Raw genomic sequence first — 21480 nt, forward strand, 5'->3', positions numbered from 1 at the left:
ATAATGGGAGCAGGCGCCTCGGGGCGCGAAGTTCAAGCCCGAAGGAGTGGCTTTGAAGAACCAGGGAACCGCCGGACACTCAGGCTCACCCGCCGGCCGCCGCAAGGTCGACAATCTGCGGAACCGTCCGCAGGCGCAAGTGCTCATCATCGGCGGAGGCATCAACGGTGTTGGAACCTTCCGCGACCTTGCCCTCCAGGGTATTGACGTCGCCCTCGTCGAACGCGGGGACTACTGCCAGGGGGCCAGCGGCGCCTCCTCGCACATGATCCACGGAGGTATCCGCTACCTCGAGAACGGCGAGTTCCGGCTCGTGCAGGAGTCCGTCGTCGAACGCAACGGGCTGCTGAAAATCGCACCGCACTACGTCAAGCCGCTCAAGACCACCATCCCCGTCTTCAGCACCTTCTCAGGCATCCTCTCCGCGCCGCTGCGGTTCCTGACGCACAAGCAGGGCAAGCCCACCGAGCGCGGCGCCTTCCTGATCAAGCTCGGCCTGAGCATCTACGACTCCTTCTCCCGCAGCGGGGGAGAAGTGCCCCGGCACCAGTTCGTCGGAAGGCAGAAGGCACTGCAGGAGCTGCCGGCCTTGAACCCGGGCATCAAATACGCGGCGACCTACTTCGATGCCTCCGTGCACAACCCCGAGCGGCTGACGCTGGATGTGCTGCAGGACGGCGAACGCGCCAACCCGCAGGCCCGCGCCACGAACTACGTCAGCGCCGTCGGCATCGACGACTCCGGCATCCAGCTGCGCGACGAGCTCACCGGGGAGACCTTCAGCTTCGCCGCGGATGTCATCGTGAACACGACCGGCGCGTGGGTGGACCAGACGAACGCCGCGCTCGGCACGCCGTCACGCTTCATGGGAGGCACCAAGGGCTCGCACATCGTCCTCGACCACCCGGAGCTGCTGGCCGCCTGTGCCGGCCGCGAGCTCTTCTTCGAACACACCGACGGCCGCATCGTGCTGATCTACCCGATGGGGGACCGGGTGCTGGTGGGGACCACGGACGTCGACGCCGACATGACGGAAGACGCCGTCTGCACCGACGCGGAGATCGACTACTTCTTTGACCTCATCGGGCATGTCTTCCCGTCCATCCGGGTCGGCCGCGACAGCATCGTGTACACCTTCTCCGGCGTCCGGCCGCTCCCGCGCCACGACGAGACCCAACCCGGGTTCGTCTCCCGCGACTACCGCATCGAGCGCGGCGAGCGGCGGGTGGCCGGCAGGACCGTTCCCGCCCTGAGCCTGGTCGGCGGCAAATGGACCACCTTCCGTGCCCTGTCGGAGCACCTCACCAACGAGGTCCTCGGCCTGCTGGGCAAGACCCGCACCGTCTCCACCGCCCGCCTGCCCATCGGCGGCGGCGTAAACTTCCCCGCGACCGGAGCCGAGGAGCAGCAGTGGATCAAGGACCACATGACCCCGGCACTGGACGCGGCCCGGGTCGAGGTCCTGCTGACCCGCTACGGCACGCGTGCCGCTGAGGTGATCGACTACCTGCAGGCCGGTCCCGACCTGGCATTCGACTCGACCCGCGAACTGAGCTCGCGCGAAGTGGCCTTCATGGTGGAGAACGAGCAGATCGGCCACCTCGTCGACGTACTCATCCGGCGCACCTCCCTCGCCTTCCGGGGCCTTGTGACGGCCGAACTGCTGGCCGAACTGGGCGCGGTCCTGGCCGAGGAACTTGGCTGGGATGCCACCCGCGTGGCCGACGAGATCCGGCACGCCGAAGATGTCCTCCACCGCTACCACGGCGTGGAGGTGCAGCACTTGATCGCCTGAACCGCCAGGGACACACGGCGAGAGGCTCAAGAGGGCCGCCCGTTGAAGGCACGGCGCAACGGGCGGCCGCGGGGTGCGGGCAGGGTTTGGTCCGCCCCCACGGGGGCCCCAACAGGGGCCGCCTGAACAAATGAATAGAAACTGAGGAGTCAAAGATGTCTCTGGGTACTGTATTTATCTCCGAGGTGTTCGGCACGATGATGCTGACACTTCTGGGTTGCGGCGTGGTTGCCAACGTCGCACTCAAGGGCACCAAGGGAAACGGTGGCGGGTTCCTTATGGTGACCTGGGGCTGGGGTCTTGCCGTGTTTTCCGGCGTATTCGTCGCGGCGAAGTCCGGCGCCCACCTGAACCCCGCCGTCACGCTGGGTCTCGCTTCGAGCGGGATCAAGGAGTTTGTTCCCGGCATTCCGGTCGATTTCACATCGATCATCACCTACATCGGCGGCGAGCTGACCGGCGCCTTCCTGGGCGCCGTGGTCGCGTGGCTGGCCCACAAGCAGCACTTCGACCTGGAACCGGAGCCGGCCGCCAAGCTCGGCGTGTTCTCCACCGGCCCGGCCATCCGGTCCTACGGCTGGAACTTCGTCACAGAGGTCATTGGCACTTTCGTGCTGGTGTTCGTGATCAAGATGTTCGGTAACTCCCCGAACCAGCTCGGCCCCCTGGCCGTGGCCCTGCTCGTCGTCGTCATCGGCACCTCGCTCGGCGGCCCGACCGGCTACGCCATCAACCCCGCACGTGACCTCGGCCCGCGCATCGCCCACGCCGTTCTGCCGATCAAGGGCAAGGGCTCCAGCGACTGGGCGTACTCGTGGGTCCCGATCGCAGGCCCGATCGTGGGCGGCGTCCTCGCCGGGCTCATGTCCATGTGGCTTCCGCTGATCGTGCCCGCAGCTTCCTGAGAACCGGCTCCAATCCACTCCTACAGAAAGAAACAATGATGTCTCAGTATGTAATTGCCATTGACCAGGGCACCACAAGCACCCGTGCCATCGTTTTCGACCACAGCGGCAACATCGTCTCCTCGGGCCAGAAGGAGCACGAGCAGATCTTCCCCCGCGCCGGGTGGGTGGAGCACAACCCGGTGGAGATCTGGGACAACACCCGCGAGGTGATCGGCAGCGCCCTCTCGAAGGCCAACCTGACCCGCCACGACATTGTCGCCGTCGGGATCACCAACCAGCGCGAAACCGCTGTGGTGTGGGACAAGACGACGGGCAAGCCGGTCTACAACGCCATCGTGTGGCAGGACACCCGGACGCAGCCGATCGTGGACGAACTGGCGGCCGACGGCGGCGTCGAGCGGTTCAAGCAGAAGGTGGGCCTGCCGCTGGCTACCTACTTCTCGGGCACCAAGATCAAGTGGATCCTCGACAACGTCGAAGGAGCCCGGGAGAAAGCCGAGGCAGGGGACCTGCTCTTCGGCAACACCGACTCGTGGGTGGTCTGGAACCTCACCGGCGGCACTGACGGCGGTGTGCACATCACCGACGTGACCAACGCCTCCAGGACCATGTTCATGGACCTCGAGACCCTCGCGTGGGACGACGAGATCCTCGCCGCGTTCGGCGTGCCGAGGTCCATGATGCCCGCGATCAAGTCCTCCTCCGAGGAATACGGCACCGTGCACACCTCGCAGCTGCTGCGCGAAGTGCCGGTGGCGGGCATTCTCGGTGACCAGCAGGCCGCCACCTTTGGCCAGGCCGCGTTCGACGCCGGCGAGGCCAAGAACACCTACGGCACCGGGTGCTTCCTGATCTTCAACACGGGCGAGGAGATCGTCCACTCGAAGAACGGGCTGCTGACGACCGTGGGCTACCGGCTGGGGGAGGACAAGCCGCATTACGCGCTGGAGGGCTCCATCGCCGTCACCGGATCGCTGATCCAGTGGCTGCGGGACAACCTCGGGATCATCAACTCCGCCCCCGAGGTGGAGCAGCTCGCGGCGTCCGTCGAGGACAACGGGGGTGCGTACTTCGTGCCGGCCTTCTCGGGCCTGTTCGCCCCGTACTGGCGGTCCGATGCGCGGGGTGCCCTGGTCGGCCTGACCCGCTACATCACCAAGGCCCACATCGCCCGCGCCGCGCTGGAGGCCACGGCTTTCCAGACCCGCGAGGTGCTGGACGCCGTCAACGCCGACTCGGGAGTGCCCCTGACGGAGCTGAAGGTCGACGGCGGCATGGTGGCCAACGATGCGCTCATGCAGTTCCAGGCGGACATCCTCGGCGTGCCGGTGGTGCGGCCGAAGGTGATTGAAACCACCGCGCTCGGCGCAGCCTACGCAGCCGGCCTTGCGGTCGGTTTCTGGAAGGACCTGGGCGAGTGCTCGGCCAACTGGGGAGAGGACAAGCGCTGGGAGCCGCAGCTCGATGAGGGCGAGCGCGACCGCCAGCTGCGTCTGTGGAAGAAGGCCGTCACGAAGTCGATGGACTGGGTGGACGAAGACGTGCGCTAACGTCCCCGGCTTTTCCCTGCGGCCCGTCCGCTTCCGGCCCGCCCGCCCGCGGCGCGTTCCGGGGCGGGCGGGCCGCTGCGCTGTCCGGGAGCCCGGCTGCGCTGTCCGGGAGCCTTGACTTGAACGAGCGTTAAAAGACGGCTCCCCGCCGTCGCTATTGGGGGATACGACGGTGGGGAGCCGGTGCCACCACGATACGCGGCCGTGTATCCTCGCGCAAGTGTCCTAAGTACCCAAAACGGTACGCGGAACATCGGGGACATGGCGGGAAGGACGCCGTGCCCGGGGTATTGACAGTGATCGGGCCCACCCCTAGGCTGTAATAAATATGATTTAAAGCCGGATGTCGCGTCATGGGAGACCCGTCCGGCGACCGCACGATGGAGTGGTAATGAACCAGGTGAACCTTCCGCCGATTATTGTCATGGGCGTTTCGGGGTCCGGCAAAAGCACGCTGGGAGCGCTGCTGGGCCAGCGGCTCGGCATTCCGTTCATAGACGGAGATGACCTGCACCCGGTGGCCAACAAGGAAAAGATGAAGGCGGGCCATCCGCTCGACGACGACGACCGGCGGCCCTGGCTCGAAACCATCGGGCGCACGCTGGCTGACAGCCAGGCCGAGGGGCACTCCAGCGTCGTGGCCTGCTCGGCCCTCAAGCGTTCGTACCGCGACCTGCTGCGCGCACTCGCCCCGGGCCTGGTGTTCGTCCATCTCACGGGGGACAGTGGCACGATCGCGGAGCGGATGGCCGCCCGCAGCCACGAATACATGCCGCCCGCATTGCTGTCCTCCCAGCTAGCAACGCTGGAACCGCTCGCGGCGGACGAAAAGCACCTCCTGGTGGACGTCCGCCAGACCCCCGCGGCGATGGTCGAGCAGATCGTGAGCGGGCTGGGGTGCGGGGCCCCGGCGTGAGCCGCTCAAACTCCCTCTTCGACCTGACCGGCCGCGTCGCGCTCGTCACAGGCTCCAGCAGGGGAATCGGGAATGCCATCGCGGCCGGACTCGCCGACGCCGGCGCCACAGTGGTGCTGAACGGCCTGGATTCCGGACGGCTGGAGGCGGCGCGTGCTGCGCTGCAAGCCTCCGTCGACGGCAGGCGCGTGCATGCGGCAGCGTTTGACGTGACCGACCCGAAGGCTGCGGCGGAGGGCATCGCCTGGGTGGAAGCCAACGTCGGCCCGCTCGACATCCTCGTGAACAACGCCGGCGTCCAGCACCGCGTCCCCATGCTGGACCTTGATCCCGCCGACTGGGAGCGGGTGCTGGCAACGGACCTGACCAGCGCCTTCCTGGTCGGGCGCGAAGCAGCACGCCGGATGGTCACCCGCGGCCGGGGCAAGATCATCAACATCTGCTCCGTGCAGGCTGAGCTGGCCAGGCCCACCATCGCGCCCTACGTGGCAGCCAAGGGCGGGCTGCGGAACCTCACCCGCGCGATGACCGCCGAGTGGGCCGCCAGCGGGCTGCAGATCAACGCCATCGCCCCCGGCTACATCCACACCGAAATGACCCAGAACCTGGTCGACGATGAGGATTTCAACTCCTGGATCCTTCGCCGGACGCCCGCTGCGCGATGGGGGACCGCCCAGGACCTGGTGGGACCGTCCGTTTGGCTGGCCTCGGATGCCGCCAACTATGTGAACGGCCAGACCATCTTCATCGACGGAGGAATGACTGTTGTCGTCTGAAGCCAGTGTGCCCGGGCCAGCCGGCCACTCGGAGGACCTCCCCGCCGAAGCCCTCGCCGTCGTCGCGCACGCGGCCGGGGACCTGCGAGTGCGGACCGTCCCGCTGCCGGTTCCTGCGCCCGACAGTGCTGTCGTCCGGATAGCCTTCGGCGGGATCTGCGGGTCCGACCTGCACTACTGGAAGCACGGTGCGGCCGGTGAATCAGTGCTGAAGGGACCGATGGTGCTCGGCCACGAGGTGGTCGGCACCGTGGTGCGGTCCGCGGCCGATGGCTCCGGACCGGCGGCAGGGACCCCGGTCGCGGTGCATCCGGCGACGCCGGGCGGGGCCGGCGCGCGCTACCCGGCGGACCGGCCGAACCTCTCGCCCGGTTGCACCTACCTGGGCAGCGCGGCGCGGTTCCCGCACACCGACGGCGCCTTCGCGCGCCATGCCGTCCTGCCTTCGCGGATGCTCCGCCCGCTTCCGCAGACGCTCCCGCTTCGCACCGCCGCACTCGTTGAACCCGCCAGTGTGGCCTGGCACGCCGTGAGCCGCGCCGGGGACCTGCGCGGCAAGCGCGTCCTCGTGGTCGGAGCGGGTCCGATCGGCGCCCTGGCCGTGGCGGTGTGCCGGCGGGCGGGGGCATCCGACATCACGGCCGTGGACCTGCACCGGAAGCCGCTGGAGATCGCAGCCGGGCTCGGGGCCACCCGGACCATCGAGGCAGGCTCCGATGACGCCGCTGCCCGCATTGCAGCCGTCGAGGCAGACGTGGTGCTCGAATCCTCAGGCAGTGCGCGGGGCCTGGCCTCGGCCGTCAGCGGCGCCATGCGCGGCGGCCGCGTGGTCATGGTGGGGCTGCTGCCCTCCGGTAACCAGCCGGTGCCGGTGTCGCTCGCGATTACCAGGGAACTCGAACTGGTGGGCTCCTTCCGATTCAATGACGAAATCGACGACGTCATTGCCGCCCTCGCCGACGGCTCGCTCGCGGTCGACGGAGTCATCACCCACGGGTTCGCCGCCGCGGACGCGCTCGAGGCCTTCGAGGTGGCCGCGGATGCGTCGGTCTCCGGCAAAGTCCTGCTGGAGTTCTAGGCGATGGAACCGAAAGCGCGGGTCTTGCCCTGCCAGACAGTCTCGAGTTCGGCTTCGGTGCGGCGCATGATGCGGTCCATGCCTTCGCGGGCCGCCTCCGGCCGGCGGGCGTGGATTGCTGCTGCCACTTCGACGTGCCACTGCATGGCCTGCTCGTGCGGGTGGTCCGGCATGAGGCCCAGGTCGGTCCGGCCGCGCAGGATCTCGGCAATCGAATCCGCGAGCCGGGCGAACATCTCATTTCCCGAACTCGCCAGCACCATCGCGTGGAACCGGATATCCAGCTCCAGGAAGGTCTGCAAATCGCCGGCGCGGCCGACCGCGCGCATCTGCTCGGCCGTCTCCAGCAGCTGCTGGCGGGTGCTGTCCGGCGCGTGCAGCGCTGCGAGTTCGGCGGCCATCGGCTCGACGGCGGTGCGCAGTTCGGTGAGGGAGCGCAGCTGCTCGCCGCGACCCTGGCCGGCCAGCCGCCAGCGGATGATCATCGGGTCGTACGCGTTCCAGGACGAGGGCGGCAGGACCCGGATGCCGACGCGCTTGGTCGCTTCGAGCATGCCCAAGGACTGGAGCACGCGGACGGCCTCCCGCACCACCGACCGGGACACCCCCAGCTCGGCCTCGAGTTGTTCGGCCAGAACAATGTCGCCGGCCGGGAGGTCACCCTCGACGATGCGGGTGCCAAGCCTTTCGACGGCTTGGTGGTGCAGGCTGCTCGGCATGGTCCCAAGCATAGCCGCGGGGCCGTCGGGACAGGGGGCGCGCAGCCGCCGAAGGCGGGAACGTGCCGCCGCCCTTATCGATTTGTTCAGCACAGCGTACGCTGTTCAATATATGGTCCAGCATTCGAGCGGGACTTCACCATCCCTCCGGCGCGCCCCTAGGCTGGAGGCAGTGCCCCCGGCCGCCCGGGTGCGGCCCGTACTTTCCTGGCAGCATCGGCTGCCCCCAGCAGTATTGGAGAAAGCATGACAGCCCAGATTGGTGTTACCGGCCTTGCCGTGATGGGGGCGAACCTCGCCCGCAACCTGGCCCGCAACGGCTTCACGGTCGCCCTTCACAACCGTTCCGTCGAGAAGACGGACGCCTTGCTGGCCAAGCACGGCGACGAAGGCAACTTCGTCCGCACCGAGTCCCTTCAGGAGCTCGTCGATTCGCTCGAGAAGCCGCGGCGCGTGCTCATCATGGTGAAGGCCGGTGCCCCGGTGGACGCGGTGATCGAACAGCTCGAGCCGCTGCTCGAGCCCGGGGACATCGTCATCGACGCCGGCAACTCGCACTACGAGGACACCCGCCGGCGCGAGGCGGCACTGGCGAAGAAGGACCTGCACTTCGTCGGCATCGGCGTCTCCGGCGGCGAGGAGGGCGCGCTGAACGGCCCGTCCATCATGCCCGGCGGCTCGAAGGAATCCTATGCGGCACTCGGTCCGCTGCTGGAAAAGATCTCCGCCCACGTGGACGGCAAGCCCTGCTGCGCCTGGATCGGCACCGACGGCGCCGGCCACTTCGTGAAGATGGTCCACAACGGCATCGAATACGCCGACATGCAGGTTATCGGCGAGGCCTATGACCTGCTGCGCAGCGGAGCCGGAATCGAGCCGGCCGAGCAGTCCAGGATCTTCGCTGAATGGAACAAGGGCGACCTGGCCTCCTTCCTCATCGAGATCACCTCGGAAGTGCTCGGCCACGTCGACGCCGCGACGGGCAAGCCGTTCGTGGACGTGGTCGTCGATGCCGCCGGCCAGAAGGGCACGGGCCGCTGGACCGTCATCTCCGCCCTTGAGCTCGGCTCGCCGGTGTCAGGGATCGCCGAGTCCGTCTTTGCCCGCGCCCTGTCCTCCCAGGCGGCGCAGCGCGAGGAGGCCCAGGGGCTGCTCGCCGGCAACGAGCTCGACGTGCAGGTGCCGGAGACTTTCGTCGAGGACGTCCGCCAGGCGCTTTACGCCTCGAAGCTGGTCAGCTACGCCCAGGGCCTCGACATGCTCACGGCTGCCGCCGCGGAGTACGGCTGGGACCTGAAGCTGGACGAGATCGCGTCGCTGTGGCGCGGCGGCTGCATCATCCGCGCCGAACTGCTCAAGGAAATCACCAAGGCCTACGCGGCGGCGGACAAGCCCGCGAACCTGCTGTTCGCGCCGGCGTTCAGCAAGGCCATCGCGGACGTGCTGCCGGCCTGGCGCCGTGTGGTCGCCACCGCGGTACAGCTGGGCATCCCGACGCCGGTGTTCTCCTCCTCGTTGGCCTACTACGACGGCCTGCGCCGCAAGCGCCTGCCGGCTGCCGTGATCCAGGGCCAGCGCGACCTGTTCGGGGCGCACACCTACAAGCGGGTGGACCGCGACGGAACCTTCCACACCCTTTGGGGCGAGGACAAGTCCGAGGTCGAAGCAGTCGACACGCACTAGTCCCGCCGGGACTCAAAAGGGGCCCTCCGCACCGTGAATCCACAGTGCGGAGGGCCCCTTTTGCGTGGCGTACGCCTTAGATGTACATGGCCGGGTCGATGTATTCGGCGGGATCGACCAACGGCTTGCGTTCCCGACTGGAATCGCGGTGCCGCCAGGTGGCCGGAATGCCGGTGATGATCGAGTCCGGCGGAGCGTCCTTGACGACCACGGCGTTGGCCCCGATCGCACTGTCCGGGCCGATGATGACGGGGCCGAGCACCTTGGCCCCGGCGCCGATCGTGACCCGGTCACCGATCGTAGGGTGCCGCTTGATGCGCGCCAGCGAACGCCCGCCGAGGGTGACCCCGTGGTAGATCATCACGTCGTCGCCGATCTCGGCGGTCTCGCCGATCACCACGCCCATGCCGTGGTCGATGAAGAACCGCCGCCCTACCGTCGCACCGGGGTGGATTTCAATGCCTGTGGCGAAACGCGCGAACTGCGAGAGCAGCCGCGCGGGGAAGCGCAGCTGGGGCCGCTGCCACATCCAGTGGGTGAGGCGGTGGATCCAGATCGCATGCAGTCCGGAGTAGGCGAAGAAATTCTCGACGGAGCCCCGGGCTGCCGGGTCATGCGACCTGGCAGCCTCGAGGTCCTCGAGAAGGCGTGAGACAAAGCTCTTGATCAAGAAGCTGGGCGCTTTCTGTTGGAGAGGTGCGGGCCCGAAGCCTAGCCGCGGATGTCGTCGTAGAGCACGGTCGAGATGTAACGCTCGCCGAAGTCACACACTACCGCCACGATCAGCTTGCCGGCGTTCTCCGGCCGCTTCGCCAGTTCCAGGGCCGCCCACACGATGGCACCCGAGGAGATGCCGCCGAGGATGCCTTCCTGGACGCCCAGTGCGCGCGCCGTCGCCACCGAGTCCTCGATGGTGGCGTCGATGACTTCGTCGTAGATGTCGGTGTCGAGGATCTCCGGCACAAAGTTCGCGCCAAGGCCCTGGATCTTGTGCGGTCCCGGGGCGCCGCCGTTAAGGATCGCGGAGTCCTTGGGCTCGACCGCGACGATCTTCACGCCCGGCTTGCGCTCCTTGAGCACCTGCCCGACGCCGGTCACCGTTCCGCCGGTGCCCACGCCGGCGACGAAGATGTCCACTTCGCCGTCGGTGTCATTCCAGACCTCCTCGGCGGTGGTGGCGCGGTGCACGGCCGGGTTGGCCTCGTTCGCGAACTGCTTGGCCAGGATGGAGTTCTCCGTGTTCGCGACGATCTCCTGCGCCTTCTCCACCGCTCCGCGCATGCCCTCCGCGCCCGGGGTCAGGACAATCTCCGCACCGTAGGCGCGCAGCATGACGCGCCGCTCGGTGGACATGGTCTCGGGCATCGTCAGGATGACCTTGTAGCCGCGGGCCGCGCCGACCATCGCCAGCGCGATGCCGGTGTTGCCCGAGGTGCCTTCGACGATGGTGCCGCCCGGCTTCAGGGCCCCGGCCTTCTCAGCAGCGTCGATGATGGCGACGCCGATGCGGTCCTTGACACTGTTGGCCGGGTTGTAGAACTCCAGCTTGACGGCAACCTGGGCGTCCAGGCCCTCGGTCAGCCTGTTCAGGCGCACCAGGGGGGTGCCGCCGACCAGTTGAGTGACGTCGTCGTAAATGCGTGCCATCGGGTTCCTGCCTGTCGTTGGATCGAGAATGCTGTCGTTGGTTCCGAAAGTGGACGGTTTGACCTGATGCTAACGGGGCTGTGGCTGCTTCGTTAAGCCACCAGCCATTCGGAGTAATATTTGCGGGCTTTGGCCAGCTTCGGGTTGATGATCACCTGGCAGTAGCCTTGCTCCGGATGCTTCGTGTAGTAGTCCTGGTGGAAGTCCTCGGCCTCGTAGAAGTCCGGCAGCCGCGTCACCTCGGTCACGATCGGGTCGCTCCAGTGTTCCTGGTTGCGGCTGATGGCCTCGTGGAACTGCTCCCGCTGGGCGGTATCGGTGTAGAACATGGACGAGCGGTACTGCGTTCCCACGTCGTAGCCTTGACGGTTCAAGGTGGTCGGATCGTGCGAAATGAAGAACATGTCCAGGATGACGTCCCCCGGAATCACCATCTCGTCGAAGGTCACCGCAACAACCTCGGCGTGGCCGGTCATTCCCGAGCACACCGAGTAGTAGTCAGGGTTCGGCATGAACCCTCCGGTGTAGCCCGAGACGACGTCCGTCACGCCCTTGGTCTGCCGGTACACCGCGTCCAGGCACCAGAAGCATCCACCGCCAAGTACAAAAGTCTTCACGGTTTATATCAATGTCCCGGGGCCGCGGAACATTCCCGCATCCGGTCCGCCGGCCGGTCGCAGGGCCGCACGGCGGCTACTTACAGTGCGCGAAAGGCCCGCTCTAGGGTAGGAATGGATTCATGAGTACAGATAGCCCGCAGCCCCCGGCCGGCGACGAAGTGGAGTCCGGGGCAGCTGCAGAGGTCCAGGCGGCGGCCGCCGCCACCCTGGGGGACGTCATGCTGGCCGTCGAAGAGCTGTGGCCGGAGTCCCTCGCCGAGGAGTGGGACGCGGTCGGACTCGTGGTGGGCCGGCCGGCGGCAGCGGTGAGCCGCATCATGTTCGCTGTGGACCCCACCCTCGAGGTGGTCGAGGAAGCGCTCGAGTGGGGTGCGGACCTGCTGATCACGCACCACCCGCTGCTGCTCAAGGGCGTGACCTCCGTCGCGGCCACCAGTGCCAAGGGCAGGACGGTGCACCGGCTGATCGAGGGTGGCTGCGGCCTGCTCACCGTGCACACCAACGGTGACAGCGCCGTTGGCGGTGTGTCGGATGTGCTCGCGGACGCGCTCGGCCTCACCGACGTCGCACCGCTGACCCCGGCCGCCAACGGCCTGGCCGAAGAAGGGATCGGCCGGGTCGGTGACCTGCCCGAGATCCTCAGCCTCGGGGACTTCGCGGCCAAGGTGTTCGGCATCCTGCCCGCGGTGGCCGGCGGCGTCCGGGTGGCGGGGGACCGGCAGGGCCTGGTCCGCCGCGTAGCGATCTGCGGGGGCGCGGGCGACAGCCTGTTCGACGCGGTGCGCGGCCACGAAGCCGACGTCTTCGTCACGGCCGACCTGCGGCACCACCCGGCGTCGGAAGCCCGCGAGGCGGCCGTCAACGGCCGGCCCTACCTGATGGACCTCTCGCACTTCGCCAGTGAGTGGCTTTGGCTGCCCGCCGCCGCCGAGGCGCTGGGCAACGTGCTGCAGGACCAGCATTACGACGTCGAACTGCGGGTCAGTTCAACGAACACCGACCCGTGGGATTTCATCCTCACCCCCGGCAGCTGAGTGCCGCCTTGGCCGTTGGCCGCCGCCGAGCCGCTAGCGTACTGTTGAACAGCCGGGCGCACGGCCCGGCCCTTGCCGGTAATGCATGGAGGTACCGTGGCGAAGGCAGCACCGCAGGAGCAGATGAAGCTGCTTGACCTGCAGGCACTGGACGCGAAATTGAAGTCCCTGGCGAACCGGGCGGCGAAGGTGAAGGCCGATCCGCGGGTGGCGGAGCTTTCGTCCGCCGTCAATGGCGCCAGGAGCGAGCTCGCGGCAGCCGAAACCGCCCTCAAGGACGCGCAGCGGGAGCTGGCCCGGGCCGAGGGGGACGTCGAACAGGTCGCCGGCAGGATCCAGCGCGACGAGGCCCGGCTCAACAGCGGCACCGGCCTGTCCAAGGACCTGCTCGCACTGCAGCACGACATTGCCTCGCTGAACAAGCGGCGCTCCGACCTCGAAGACATCGAGCTGGAGGCCATGGAGCGCGTGGACGCGCTCAGCTTGGACCGGGACGCCAAACAGCAGGCCGGCGCGGCGCACGAGAAGGCTTTCGAGGAACTGCGCGCCGAACTGCAGGCGGAGCTCTCCGCCCTCGAGGCCGAGCGCAAGACCGTCGTCGCGCAGCGGACCGAGTTCGCCGCCGGGATCGACCCGGCGCTGCTCGCCCTGTACGAGAAAACCCTGCAACGCCGCGGCATCGGGGCTGCACGGCTGTTCCACGGCAAGTCCGAAGGTTCAGGGTTCCAGCTCAGCCCCGGCGACCTGGCGGACATCACGAAGGCCGCGGAGGACGACGTGGTGTTCTGCCCGGACTCGGGCTGCATCCTGGTGCGTTCCTCGGAGTGGGGCAGCTGACCGGTGACGCTTTTCGAAACCGATGACCTGACCGCTTCCTCCGCGCCGAAGGCGGGGCGGCGCATCCTCGTCGTCGAAACCGACGGCGGCGCGCGCGGCAATCCCGGCCACGCCGGGTACGGCGCGCTCGTGCGCGACCCCGACACCGGAACGATCCTGGCTGAACGCGCCGAATATCTCGGGCGGGCGACCAACAACGTTGCCGAGTATTCCGGGCTGGTCGCGGGCCTGAAGATGGCCCACGAGATCGACCCGGAGGCCTGGATCCTGGTCAAGGCCGACTCGAAACTCGTCGTGGAGCAGATGAGCGGCCGGTGGAAGATCAAGCACGAAGACATGCGCGCGCTGGCCGGCGAAGCCCGCCGCGCCGTCGACCCCCGGCGGGTGAAGTACGAGTGGATTCCCCGGGAGAAGAACAAGGACGCGGACCGGCTTTCGAACGAGGCGATGGACGCCGGGGAGGCCGGCATTGACTGGCAGCCGAAGAAGAAACCGGCCGCGGTACCCGCAGCGGGCGTCGATGACCTCATTGAGGTTGCCACGGAAGTCCCGCCGGTGCCCACCGGCCGCCTGCACCATGTGGAAATCTGGGTGCGCGACTTCGCGGTGGCGGAGGAGTCGCTGGGCTGGCTGCTGGAGCGGCTCGGGTACGTCCGGAAAGACTCCTGGGACAGCGGGGCATGTTTTGCAGGTGCCGACGGCTATGTGGTGCTTGAGGCAGGGCCGGACGTTGCGGCGGCGCCGCACGAGCGCCGACGGCCCGGGCTGAACCATCTGGCATTCAGGGCCGGCACGCGTGCCGAGGTCGATCTGCTGGCCCGCCGTGCTGCCAGCCACGGATGGCGGCTCATGTTCGAGGACAAGCACCCCTACGCCGGGGGAGCGGACCATTATGCGGCGTACCTGGAGAACACCGACGGGTTCGAAGTGGAACTCGTCGCGGACTGAGGCGTAGCGTGGGGGCGGTGAGACGCCGTCGAGCAGCAGGCGGCGACCTGGAAGTCGAACGACAGGAGTACCTGGCGTGAAAGCACTGACCTGGCAAGCCAACCGTAAAGTCGCCGTCGAGACCGTTCCCGATCCTGTGATCCAGGAACCTACCGACGCCATCATCCGGATTACCTCCACCGCGATCTGCGGATCGGACCTGCACCTGCTCGACGTTCTCGGCCCCTTCCTGAACAAGGGCGACATCCTCGGACACGAGCCGATGGGAATCGTCGAGGAGGTCGGTGCGGGCGTCACCAAGCTGAAGCCGGGCGACCGCGTCGTCGTGCCGTTCAACATCGCCTGCGGAACCTGTTTCATGTGCAAGCGCGGTCTGCAGTCCCAATGCGAAACCACCCAGGTGCACGAGCACGGATCGGGCGCGGCACTGTTCGGCTACACCGAGCTCTACGGCTCGGTGCCCGGCGGCCAGGCGGAACTGCTGCGCGTGCCCTTCGCCGACTACGGCCCGATCAAGATCGAGAACACTGACGCCCCGGACGAACGCTACCTGTTCCTCTCCGACATCCTCCCGACGGCCTGGCAGGGTGTGCAGTACGCCAATGTGCCCGCCGGAGGCACACTCGCCGTGGTCGGGCTCGGACCGGTAGGGCAGTTCGCGGCCCGGATCGGCAAGTATCTGGGCTACGACGTCATTGGCATCGAGGGGGTCCCGGAACGGCGAGCGATGGCCGAGCGGCACGGCGTCGCCACTCTGGACTGGACCAAGGACGCCCGCGAGGAGCTGCGCGAGCGCACCGGCGGGCGCGGTCCGGACTCCGTCGTCGACGCCGTGGGGATGGAGGCGCACGGCAACCCGGTGGCGTCGGCGGCCCAGCAGGCGGTCGGTTTCCTGCCGGACCCCCTCGCGAAGCTGGCCATGAAGACGGCGGGCATGGACCGGCTCGACGCGCTGCTCGGTTCGATCGACTCCGTCCGGCGGGGCGGCACGGTGTCCATCTCCGGAGTCTACGGAGGCCAGGGATCGCCGCTGCCGATGCTGACCATGTTCGACAAGCAGCTGACCCTGCGGATGGGACAGTGCAACGTCAAGCACTGGATCCCGGATCTGCTGCCACTGGTCGAAGACAGCTCGGACCCGCTCGGAGTGATGGACCTGGTGACGGACCGCGCCCCGCTGTCCGAGGCGCCGGCGATGTACGAAAAGTTCAAGAACAAGCAGGATGGCTGCATCAAGGTGGTCCTGCAGCCCTGAGACCAGCCGAGCCCTAGCCCGGGAGGATGAGGTTCAGGGCGTGCGGCCGCTTGGCCGTCCCGGCAACCAGCTCCGCATCCCAGCGTTCCCCGGCGGCCTTGAGCAGGGCCGCCGGGGTCGCGGGTGCGGCGCCGCGGCGGGTCAGCAGGTGCCGGACAAGCTCGCCGCGCGTGTGCTTGGCGAAGTGCGAGACGACGGTGCGTTTGCCGTTGCGCTCCTGGAAGACGTTGACGTCCACGCTGCGGCCCGGGTCCGGCCGCCACGCGGCCGCGTAGGTCGAAGAGCGGCAATCCACCACGAGCTCGCCGTCGGCCCGCGCGGACAGGTGCTCGGTGAGCACCGGCTTCCAGTAGGAGGCAAGCCGGCCGAGGCCCGGAAGTGACGCGGACATGGAGAGCCGGTAGGCCGGGATCGGGTCAGCAAACCCGATGGCGCCCCAGAGGGCGGAAATCACGACGACGGCGGAATCCGCCTTCCGCCGCTGGGCGGCCGTGAGCGACCGGTAGCCCAAGGCATCGTAGAGGACGCCGGAGTACACCGCGTGCGCCGGCGCCGCCGGCTCGGCCCGGAGCCGCGTGTTGCGCTCGACCTCGGCGGCGAGGGATGCGCCCACTCCGAGCAGTTGCTGCGCGTCCTCGTGGGCGCTGACCTTGGCCAGGGCCTCCAGCACGGCGCCCCGCGCAGCGGTGAGCCCCGGGAACTGGAGCCGGCCGGCGTCGAACGGCTCCCCCTTGCGCGCGGGGGTCTTGCCTTCGGAGGGCGGGAGGAGGATCAGCACCCCACGATCCTACCGGCCCGGTACACTTGACTCGGGACGGGTCGGCCGGGCGATCGCGTTGCGCCCCGGCGCACCGAGGAAAGTCCGGGCTCCGCAGGGCAGGGTGGTGGGTAACGCCCACTCGGGGAAACCCGCAGGCTAGTGCCACAGAAAACAGACCGCCTGCCGCCTTCGGGCGCTGCAGGTAAGGGTGAAACGGCGGTGTAAGAGACCACCAGCTTCCCGGGTGACCGGGAAGGCTCGGTAAACCCCACCCGGAGCAAGGTCAGACAGGACGCGTTTGAGGGCTGCCCGCCCGAGCGTCCGGGTAGACCGCTTGAGGCCGCCGGCAACGGCGGTCCTAGATGGATGATCGCTACTCCGCACGGGGCAACCCGCGCGGATGACAGAACCCGGCTCACAGGCCGGCCCGTCCCCTCAGCCTGTCAAGAAATGACGCGCCGAAAAGAAATGGCGCCCGAAAAGAAATGACGCGCGAACAGAAATGACGCCGTTCCCCGCCGGGGAACCGCGTCATTTTCTGCCTGCGCCGAGGCGCCCGAAGCGCCGGCGGCAGTGAGAGCAGCTAGGCCGTCTGGCCGGCGTGCTTTCCTTCCGCAACCTCCTCGACGATCTTGGCGTTGAACGCCGGCAGGTCGTCCGGGTTGCGGCTGCTGACAAGGCCCTGATCCACGACAACTTCCTCGTCCACCCAGGTGGCCCCGGCGTTCTTCAGGTCGGTCGCCAGCGTGTGGAACGAGGTGAGCTTACGCCCGTTGGCGACGCCGGCTTCGATCAGGATCCACGCGGCGTGGCAGATGGAAGCGACGGGCTTGTGGCTGGCGAAGAAGTCGCGCACGAAGGCCACCGAGTCCTTGTCCACCCGCAGGTCGTCCGCGTTCACCACGCCGCCGGGCAGGACCAGTGCGTCGTAGTCCGAGGCGTTGGCGTCGGACACCGCCACGTCCACGGGGAACTCGTCAGCCGGGTCAACGTGGTTGAACCCCTTGACGGAACCGCTCTTGGGCGAGACCAGGACAGGCTGGGCGCCGGCGTCCTTGACAGCCTGCCACGGGCTGGTCAGTTCGACTTGCTCGACGCCGTCAGTGAGCAGGAAGGCAATCTTCTTGCCGCTGAGATTCTGTTCGGACATGGTTCCTCCTTGATGAGAGTCAACTGTCGGTGACGTCCGGGTGTCTCCGGGCCTCGCTTCAAGCCTATGAAGAAACCAGATTGATAAGCAAGCTTGGTTTCTTGGCGGGCATCCTGGGCACGCCCGGTGCCCTTCTGGAAAGCTTCAGCATTCTCTGCCATCATGCAGGCATGAGCGAACACACACCCCTTGAGCAGGCTCAGGAAAACCTCGCCGAAGCAGTGCGGCAGTACGAGAAGGCCAAGGGCGACCACGCCCGCGGGGACATCAGCCAAGCGCGGCTGGCGCAACTGGAGGAGCTCAAGGACATCGCCGCTACGGACCTGCAGCGGGTGCTCAGGGAGCAGTAGCGGCCGGCCGGTGCCGGGTCAGTGCCCGAACGGGTCCGGGTCCACTCCCGGCATCCAGGACGCTCCGGGGACGCCCCAGCCGCTGGCCTTGATGGCTTTTTTGGCCTTGCGGGTGTAGCGGTCGTTGAGCTTGTCAACGTACAGCTTGCCGTCGAGGTGGTCGTACTCGTGCTGCATCACCCGCGCGAACCACCCCGAGGCCTCGAAGGACACCGGCTGGCCGTACCCGTCGAAGCCGCTCACCTTGGCATAGTCCGCCCGTTTGAGCGGGAAGTGCAGCCCGGGCACCGACAGGCAGCCTTCGACTTCTTCGTCAGGGTCCGGCGCGCTGCCGGGCACCTTGGAGAGCAGCAGCGTCGGGTTGACCAGCACGCCCTGTTCGGGCGCGCCGTCGTCGTTGGCGTACCGGTAGACGAAGATCCGCAGGCCGACGCCGATCTGCGGGGCGGCCAGGCCGACGCCGTTGGCGGCGTCATTGGTCTCGACCATGTCCGCGATCAGCGTGCGCAGCTCGTCGTCGAAGTTGACGACCTCGGCGGCGCGCCGGTGCAGCACGGGTTCGCCGGTGATGACGACGGGGTGAACGGTCATTGTTGCCTTCCCAAGCCTCCGCTGCCGGCCTCAGCCGGCGATTTCCCGGCCGATCACGTCGCGCATGATCTCGCTGGTTCCGCCGAAGATGGTCAGCAGGCGCGCGGCGAGGAAAGCCTGGGCGACGGGGTACTCGAGGATGTAGCCGTAGCCGCCGTGCAGCTGAAGGCACCGGTCGGTGATGGACTTGACGCGCTCGCTGGCCCACAGCTTGGCCCGGGCCGCGTCCGCGGCGCCGAGCCGTCCTTCATTGAAGGCGAGAACGGCACGGTCGACGTAGCTCTCCGTGACCTCCACCTCGGTGAGGATGTCGGCCAGGGCGAACCGGCTGTTCTGGAAGTCGATGACGCGTTCGCCGAAGGCGTTCCGGTCCTTGGTGTAGGCGACCGTTGCCTCGTAGACCGTGCGCGCGACGGCGGAGGAGGCGACGGCGATGGCGAGCCGGCCCTGGGGCAGCTGACCGGCGGCGTACTCCAGGCCGCGGCCTGCTTCGCCGACCAGGTTGCGAGCGGGCACCCGGACACCGTCGAAGAACAGCTCGGCGGTATCGGAAGCCTTCAGGCCCATCTTGTCCAGCTGCCGGCCGGTCGTGTAGCCCTCGCCCTTCTCGACCATGAACAAGCTGAAGCTCCCGCGGGAACCCCGCCCGGTCCCGCCGTCCGTGCGGGCCAGCACCAGGGCGGCGTCGCCGGAAATGCCGTTGCCGATGAAGGTCTTCTGCCCAGTGATCAGCCAGTCGTCGCCGTCGCGGACGGCCTTGGTCCGGATGCCGCGCAGGTCGCTTCCGGCCCCCGGTTCCGTCCAGGCAACGGAGGTGACCTTTTCGCCCGAAACCATGGCGGGCAGCCAGTACTGCTTCAGTTCCTCGCTGCCGTATGCAAGCAGGTGGGGCAGCACCAGGTCGTCGTGCAGGTGGAAGGCAAGGCCCACCGCGAGGTGGTTGGCGCGGGCAAATTCCTCGTCCAGGACGGCGCGGAAGCGGTAATCCGGCATCCCCGCGCCGCCGAACTCCTCGGGCACGGCCAGGCCGAGCAGGCCCTGTTCCCCGGCGGCCGTCCACAGCTCGCGCGGCATCAGGTGCGCGGCGTCCCAGTCGGCATAGTCGGCGGCGACTGAGCGGGCGTTGAACTCGGCCGCGACCTCGCGGAACAGTTCGTGGTCCTCTTCGAAGAGATTGCGCTGCATCCTCGTCCTCCCTGATCCGGCCGGGGCCGTCCCGTGCCGCACGGAAATGGCACACAAACAAGAAGCCGCACCGGATTTCTCCGGTGCGGCCTCGCTGAGGCACTAGCCTCCTTGGGGTGAGATACGGGGGTTGAACCCGCGACCTCCTGGACCACAACCAGGCGCTCTGCCAACTGAGCTAATCCCACCAAGTCGCCCCGAACCGGCCGGAGCTATCCGGACCTGCGATCAGCAGCGAGAAATAGTCTACCTGCTCTTGAGGGGTGCTCGTGACATTTTGGCCCCCCGACAGGGAAAAGAGCCGCCGTTTTGTCCCCGAATATGCCCCTGACCTGCGGAAAAACTACTGCGAGATCTTCTGGGCGATTGCTTTGGCGGTCTGCGAGTCGGGCCCGGGAGCGGCCACGAACACCGCTTCCCGGTAGTAGCGCAACTCGTTGATCGAGTCGCGGATGTCGCCCAGGGCACGGTGGCCGCCGCTCTTGACGGGCGCCTGGAAGTAGGCGCGGGCAAACCAGCGCCGGGAAAGCTCCTTGATCGTCGAGACGTCGATCACGCGGTAGTGCAGGTGCTCGACGACGGCGGGCATGTCGCGCGCGAGGAACATCCTGTCGGTGCCCACGGAGTTGCCGCCCAAGGGTGCCTTGTTGGGTTCGGGCACCCAGGCCGTGATGTACTCCATCACCAGGGTCTGCGCCTCTTCCATGGAGACGCCGCGGGGCAGTTCGTCCAGCAGCTTGGAGGAGGTGTGCATGTCCCGGACAAAATCGTTCATCTGGGCCAGCGCCGCGTCCTCGGGCTTGATGACGACGTCGACGCCGTCGCCCAAAATGTTCAGTTCGGAGTCGGTCACCAGGGCAGCGACTTCGATCAGGGCGTCGGCCTCGAGGTCAAGGCCGGTCATCTCGCAGTCAATCCAGACGATGCGTTCATTCGATATAGGCACCAGACCAATGTACCCCGGGCCGTATGGCGCTCCGTCAGAGGCTGGAGTGGCTCATCTGCCGGACATGCTCCGCTTCCAGTGCGGTGATGAGCGGCTCCGGGTTCTCCACGTAACGCAGCACGGGCAGGCTCCCCGTGTCAGGAGGCCCGAACGTGCGGTTCCAGCGGCTTGCCGCGGCAGTTGTGCCGGCTGGTTTGGTGCCGGCCGGCGTGGGGGAGGCAGTGCCGGTGGCGGGGATGCCGGCTTGCCGGCGCTCCGGCAACACCCGGTGCGCGGCATGGCCGGGCGCTGCCCGGCGCCCGCTGGGCTGGCTTGCCGCCCGGCGGCGGGACGGTGCAGCGCGGCGGGACGGTGCGGCGCGGCGGGACGGTGCAGCCGCCGCCAGGCTTGGTGCTGGCGCCTCATGGGCAGCGGGGCGGGCAGTCCGCGCCGGCACGAGCTCCCTGGCGGGGCCGGCGCGGCGGGCGGAGCGCCGGGTCTGGGGCGCCGTGCCCGGTGCATCTTCCCGACGCTGCGGGGCGGGTGCGGGTTCGGGGCGCTGGTCCGCGGCCACCGCCGCCTCAGGCAGCTCGCGGGCAGCGAGGCGGCGGGTGTGCCACCACAGCGCGGCGAAGACCGCGGCGCCGAAGACGGGGAGGGCGATGCACAGCGCCAGGGGCACCCGGCTCAGCGCCATGGCGACACCGGCTGCCACGGCAGTGAACGCACCCCATGCCAGCAGCGAGGGTTCCG

Annotated in this window: 22 protein-coding genes, 1 tRNA gene and 1 other RNA gene; 13 read left to right on the top strand and 11 right to left on the bottom strand. The window is 68.0% G+C overall.

The genetic code is table 11. The features are described from left to right. Nucleotides 1–46 precede the first annotated feature (46 nt). The 6 genes from KIH31_RS14180 (at nt 47) to KIH31_RS14205 (ending at nt 7023) form a co-directional block, all read left to right on the top strand. Nucleotides 47–1795, top strand: coding sequence for a glycerol-3-phosphate dehydrogenase/oxidase (locus KIH31_RS14180; RefSeq protein WP_214427790.1), 1749 nt, complete (start codon nt 47–49; stop codon nt 1793–1795). A gap of 155 nt (nt 1796–1950) precedes the next feature. After that, complete coding sequence (locus KIH31_RS14185) at nt 1951–2700, top strand: MIP/aquaporin family protein (protein WP_214427791.1); 750 nt, start codon at nt 1951–1953, stop codon at nt 2698–2700. Between the two features lie 38 nt (nt 2701–2738). Further along, a complete protein-coding gene (gene glpK, locus KIH31_RS14190; RefSeq protein ID WP_214427912.1) occupies nt 2739–4253 on the top strand; it encodes a glycerol kinase GlpK in 1515 nt (504 codons plus the stop codon). 391 nt (nt 4254–4644) lie between these two features. Next, nucleotides 4645–5169: a gluconokinase gene (locus tag KIH31_RS14195; RefSeq protein ID WP_214427792.1), complete on the top strand. Its 525-nt coding sequence runs from the start codon at nt 4645–4647 to the stop codon at nt 5167–5169. Further along, nucleotides 5166–5945 (top strand): SDR family oxidoreductase, encoded by a 780-nt coding sequence (locus tag KIH31_RS14200; protein ID WP_214427793.1) that lies wholly within the window; start codon nt 5166–5168, stop codon nt 5943–5945. The genes KIH31_RS14195 and KIH31_RS14200 overlap by 4 nt, the downstream gene beginning before the upstream one ends. Beyond that, on the top strand, nt 5935–7023 hold the full coding sequence (locus KIH31_RS14205) for an L-idonate 5-dehydrogenase (RefSeq protein ID WP_250546015.1): 1089 nt from the start codon (nt 5935–5937) through the stop codon (nt 7021–7023). Before KIH31_RS14200 ends, KIH31_RS14205 begins: the two co-directional genes overlap by 11 nt. Here the strand turns inward: KIH31_RS14205 and KIH31_RS14210 are convergent. Beyond that, a complete protein-coding gene (locus KIH31_RS14210) occupies nt 7020–7742 on the bottom strand; it encodes a FadR/GntR family transcriptional regulator (RefSeq protein WP_214427794.1) in 723 nt (240 codons plus the stop codon). The genes KIH31_RS14205 and KIH31_RS14210 overlap by 4 nt on opposite strands. A 246-nt stretch (nt 7743–7988) precedes the next feature. Here KIH31_RS14210 and gndA point away from each other — a divergent pair, with 246 nt between their 5' ends. Then, complete coding sequence (gene gndA, locus KIH31_RS14215) at nt 7989–9425, top strand: NADP-dependent phosphogluconate dehydrogenase (RefSeq protein ID WP_214427795.1); 1437 nt, start codon at nt 7989–7991, stop codon at nt 9423–9425. Nucleotides 9426–9501: 76 nt separating this feature from the next. On the opposite strand, the gene epsC is transcribed toward gndA, so the two are convergent. The 3 genes from epsC to msrA form a co-directional block, all read right to left on the bottom strand. Then, nucleotides 9502–10092, bottom strand: coding sequence for a serine O-acetyltransferase EpsC (gene epsC, locus KIH31_RS14220; RefSeq protein ID WP_214427914.1), 591 nt, complete (start codon nt 10090–10092; stop codon nt 9502–9504). A 44-nt stretch (nt 10093–10136) separates the two neighbouring features. Further along, nucleotides 10137–11072 carry a cysteine synthase A gene (gene cysK / locus KIH31_RS14225; protein ID WP_214427796.1) on the bottom strand — a complete coding sequence of 312 codons (936 nt, stop codon included), beginning with the start codon at nt 11070–11072 and terminating at the stop codon, nt 10137–10139. A 92-nt stretch (nt 11073–11164) separates the two neighbouring features. Beyond that, complete coding sequence (gene msrA, locus KIH31_RS14230; protein WP_214427797.1) at nt 11165–11689, bottom strand: peptide-methionine (S)-S-oxide reductase MsrA; 525 nt, start codon at nt 11687–11689, stop codon at nt 11165–11167. Nucleotides 11690–11811: 122 nt separating this feature from the next. Here msrA and KIH31_RS14235 point away from each other — a divergent pair, with 122 nt between their 5' ends. The 4 genes from KIH31_RS14235 to KIH31_RS14250 all read left to right on the top strand — a co-directional run bounded on the left by KIH31_RS14235 (nt 11812) and on the right by KIH31_RS14250 (nt 15766). After that, a complete protein-coding gene (locus KIH31_RS14235) occupies nt 11812–12726 on the top strand; it encodes a Nif3-like dinuclear metal center hexameric protein (RefSeq protein ID WP_214427798.1) in 915 nt (304 codons plus the stop codon). 96 nt (nt 12727–12822) lie between these two features. Continuing rightward, nucleotides 12823–13563: a zinc ribbon domain-containing protein gene (locus KIH31_RS14240; protein WP_214427799.1), complete on the top strand. Its 741-nt coding sequence runs from the start codon at nt 12823–12825 to the stop codon at nt 13561–13563. A 3-nt stretch (nt 13564–13566) separates the two neighbouring features. Further along, entirely contained in the window at nt 13567–14511 is a 945-nt protein-coding gene (locus KIH31_RS14245; protein ID WP_307857660.1) for a reverse transcriptase-like protein, read from the top strand. Between the two features lie 76 nt (nt 14512–14587). Beyond that, on the top strand, nt 14588–15766 hold the full coding sequence (locus KIH31_RS14250; RefSeq protein ID WP_214427800.1) for a zinc-dependent alcohol dehydrogenase: 1179 nt from the start codon (nt 14588–14590) through the stop codon (nt 15764–15766). Between the two features lie 13 nt (nt 15767–15779). On the opposite strand, the gene KIH31_RS14255 is transcribed toward KIH31_RS14250, so the two are convergent. Continuing rightward, entirely contained in the window at nt 15780–16544 is a 765-nt protein-coding gene (locus KIH31_RS14255; RefSeq protein ID WP_214427801.1) for a YaaA family protein, read from the bottom strand. 37 nt (nt 16545–16581) lie between these two features. Here KIH31_RS14255 and rnpB point away from each other — a divergent pair. Further along, an RNA gene (rnpB, locus tag KIH31_RS14260) (RNase P RNA component class A) lies at nt 16582–16960 on the top strand. Nucleotides 16961–17109: 149 nt separating this feature from the next. On the opposite strand, the gene KIH31_RS14265 is transcribed toward rnpB, so the two are convergent. Then, nucleotides 17110–17676, bottom strand: a complete 567-nt coding sequence (locus KIH31_RS14265; protein ID WP_214427802.1) for a type 1 glutamine amidotransferase domain-containing protein — start codon at nt 17674–17676, stop codon at nt 17110–17112. A 170-nt stretch (nt 17677–17846) separates the two neighbouring features. Here KIH31_RS14265 and KIH31_RS14270 point away from each other — a divergent pair, with 170 nt between their 5' ends. Next, nucleotides 17847–18026 carry a hypothetical protein gene (locus KIH31_RS14270; RefSeq protein WP_214427803.1) on the top strand — a complete coding sequence of 60 codons (180 nt, stop codon included), beginning with the start codon at nt 17847–17849 and terminating at the stop codon, nt 18024–18026. A gap of 18 nt (nt 18027–18044) precedes the next feature. Here KIH31_RS14270 and def read toward each other — a convergent pair whose 3' ends face one another. The 5 genes from def to KIH31_RS14295 all read right to left on the bottom strand — a co-directional run bounded on the left by def (nt 18045) and on the right by KIH31_RS14295 (nt 21442). Further along, a complete protein-coding gene (def, locus tag KIH31_RS14275; protein ID WP_214427804.1) occupies nt 18045–18617 on the bottom strand; it encodes a peptide deformylase in 573 nt (190 codons plus the stop codon). 30 nt (nt 18618–18647) lie between these two features. Further along, on the bottom strand, nt 18648–19802 hold the full coding sequence (locus KIH31_RS14280; RefSeq protein ID WP_214427805.1) for an acyl-CoA dehydrogenase family protein: 1155 nt from the start codon (nt 19800–19802) through the stop codon (nt 18648–18650). A 112-nt stretch (nt 19803–19914) separates the two neighbouring features. Continuing rightward, nucleotides 19915–19990 (bottom strand) — tRNA-His (locus KIH31_RS14285). 155 nt (nt 19991–20145) lie between these two features. Further along, nucleotides 20146–20748: an oligoribonuclease gene (orn, locus tag KIH31_RS14290; RefSeq protein WP_214427806.1), complete on the bottom strand. Its 603-nt coding sequence runs from the start codon at nt 20746–20748 to the stop codon at nt 20146–20148. A gap of 34 nt (nt 20749–20782) precedes the next feature. Continuing rightward, nucleotides 20783–21442 carry a hypothetical protein gene (locus KIH31_RS14295; RefSeq protein ID WP_214427807.1) on the bottom strand — a complete coding sequence of 220 codons (660 nt, stop codon included), beginning with the start codon at nt 21440–21442 and terminating at the stop codon, nt 20783–20785. Nucleotides 21443–21480 lie beyond the last annotated feature (38 nt).

Origin of the sequence: Paenarthrobacter sp. DKR-5 (assembly GCF_018531425.1) — a bacterium.
Lineage (GTDB): Bacteria > Actinomycetota > Actinomycetes > Actinomycetales > Micrococcaceae > DKR-5.

Bases quoted from the DNA above. Each gene is read 5' to 3' on its own strand.
- KIH31_RS14185 (WP_214427791.1), top strand. From the start codon at position 1,951: ATGTCTCTGGGTACTGTATTTATCTCCGAGGTGTTCGGCACGATGATG.
- glpK (WP_214427912.1), top strand. From the start codon at position 2,739: ATGTCTCAGTATGTAATTGCCATTGACCAGGGCACCACAAGCACCCGT.
- KIH31_RS14195 (WP_214427792.1), top strand. From the start codon at position 4,645: ATGAACCAGGTGAACCTTCCGCCGATTATTGTCATGGGCGTTTCGGGG.
- KIH31_RS14210 (WP_214427794.1), bottom strand. From the start codon at position 7,742: ATGCCGAGCAGCCTGCACCACCAAGCCGTCGAAAGGCTTGGCACCCGC.
- gndA (WP_214427795.1), top strand. From the start codon at position 7,989: ATGACAGCCCAGATTGGTGTTACCGGCCTTGCCGTGATGGGGGCGAAC.
- cysK (WP_214427796.1), bottom strand. From the start codon at position 11,072: ATGGCACGCATTTACGACGACGTCACTCAACTGGTCGGCGGCACCCCC.
- KIH31_RS14235 (WP_214427798.1), top strand. From the start codon at position 11,812: ATGAGTACAGATAGCCCGCAGCCCCCGGCCGGCGACGAAGTGGAGTCC.
- KIH31_RS14265 (WP_214427802.1), bottom strand. From the start codon at position 17,676: ATGTCCGAACAGAATCTCAGCGGCAAGAAGATTGCCTTCCTGCTCACT.
- KIH31_RS14270 (WP_214427803.1), top strand. From the start codon at position 17,847: ATGAGCGAACACACACCCCTTGAGCAGGCTCAGGAAAACCTCGCCGAA.
- def (WP_214427804.1), bottom strand. From the start codon at position 18,617: ATGACCGTTCACCCCGTCGTCATCACCGGCGAACCCGTGCTGCACCGG.
- KIH31_RS14280 (WP_214427805.1), bottom strand. From the start codon at position 19,802: ATGCAGCGCAATCTCTTCGAAGAGGACCACGAACTGTTCCGCGAGGTC.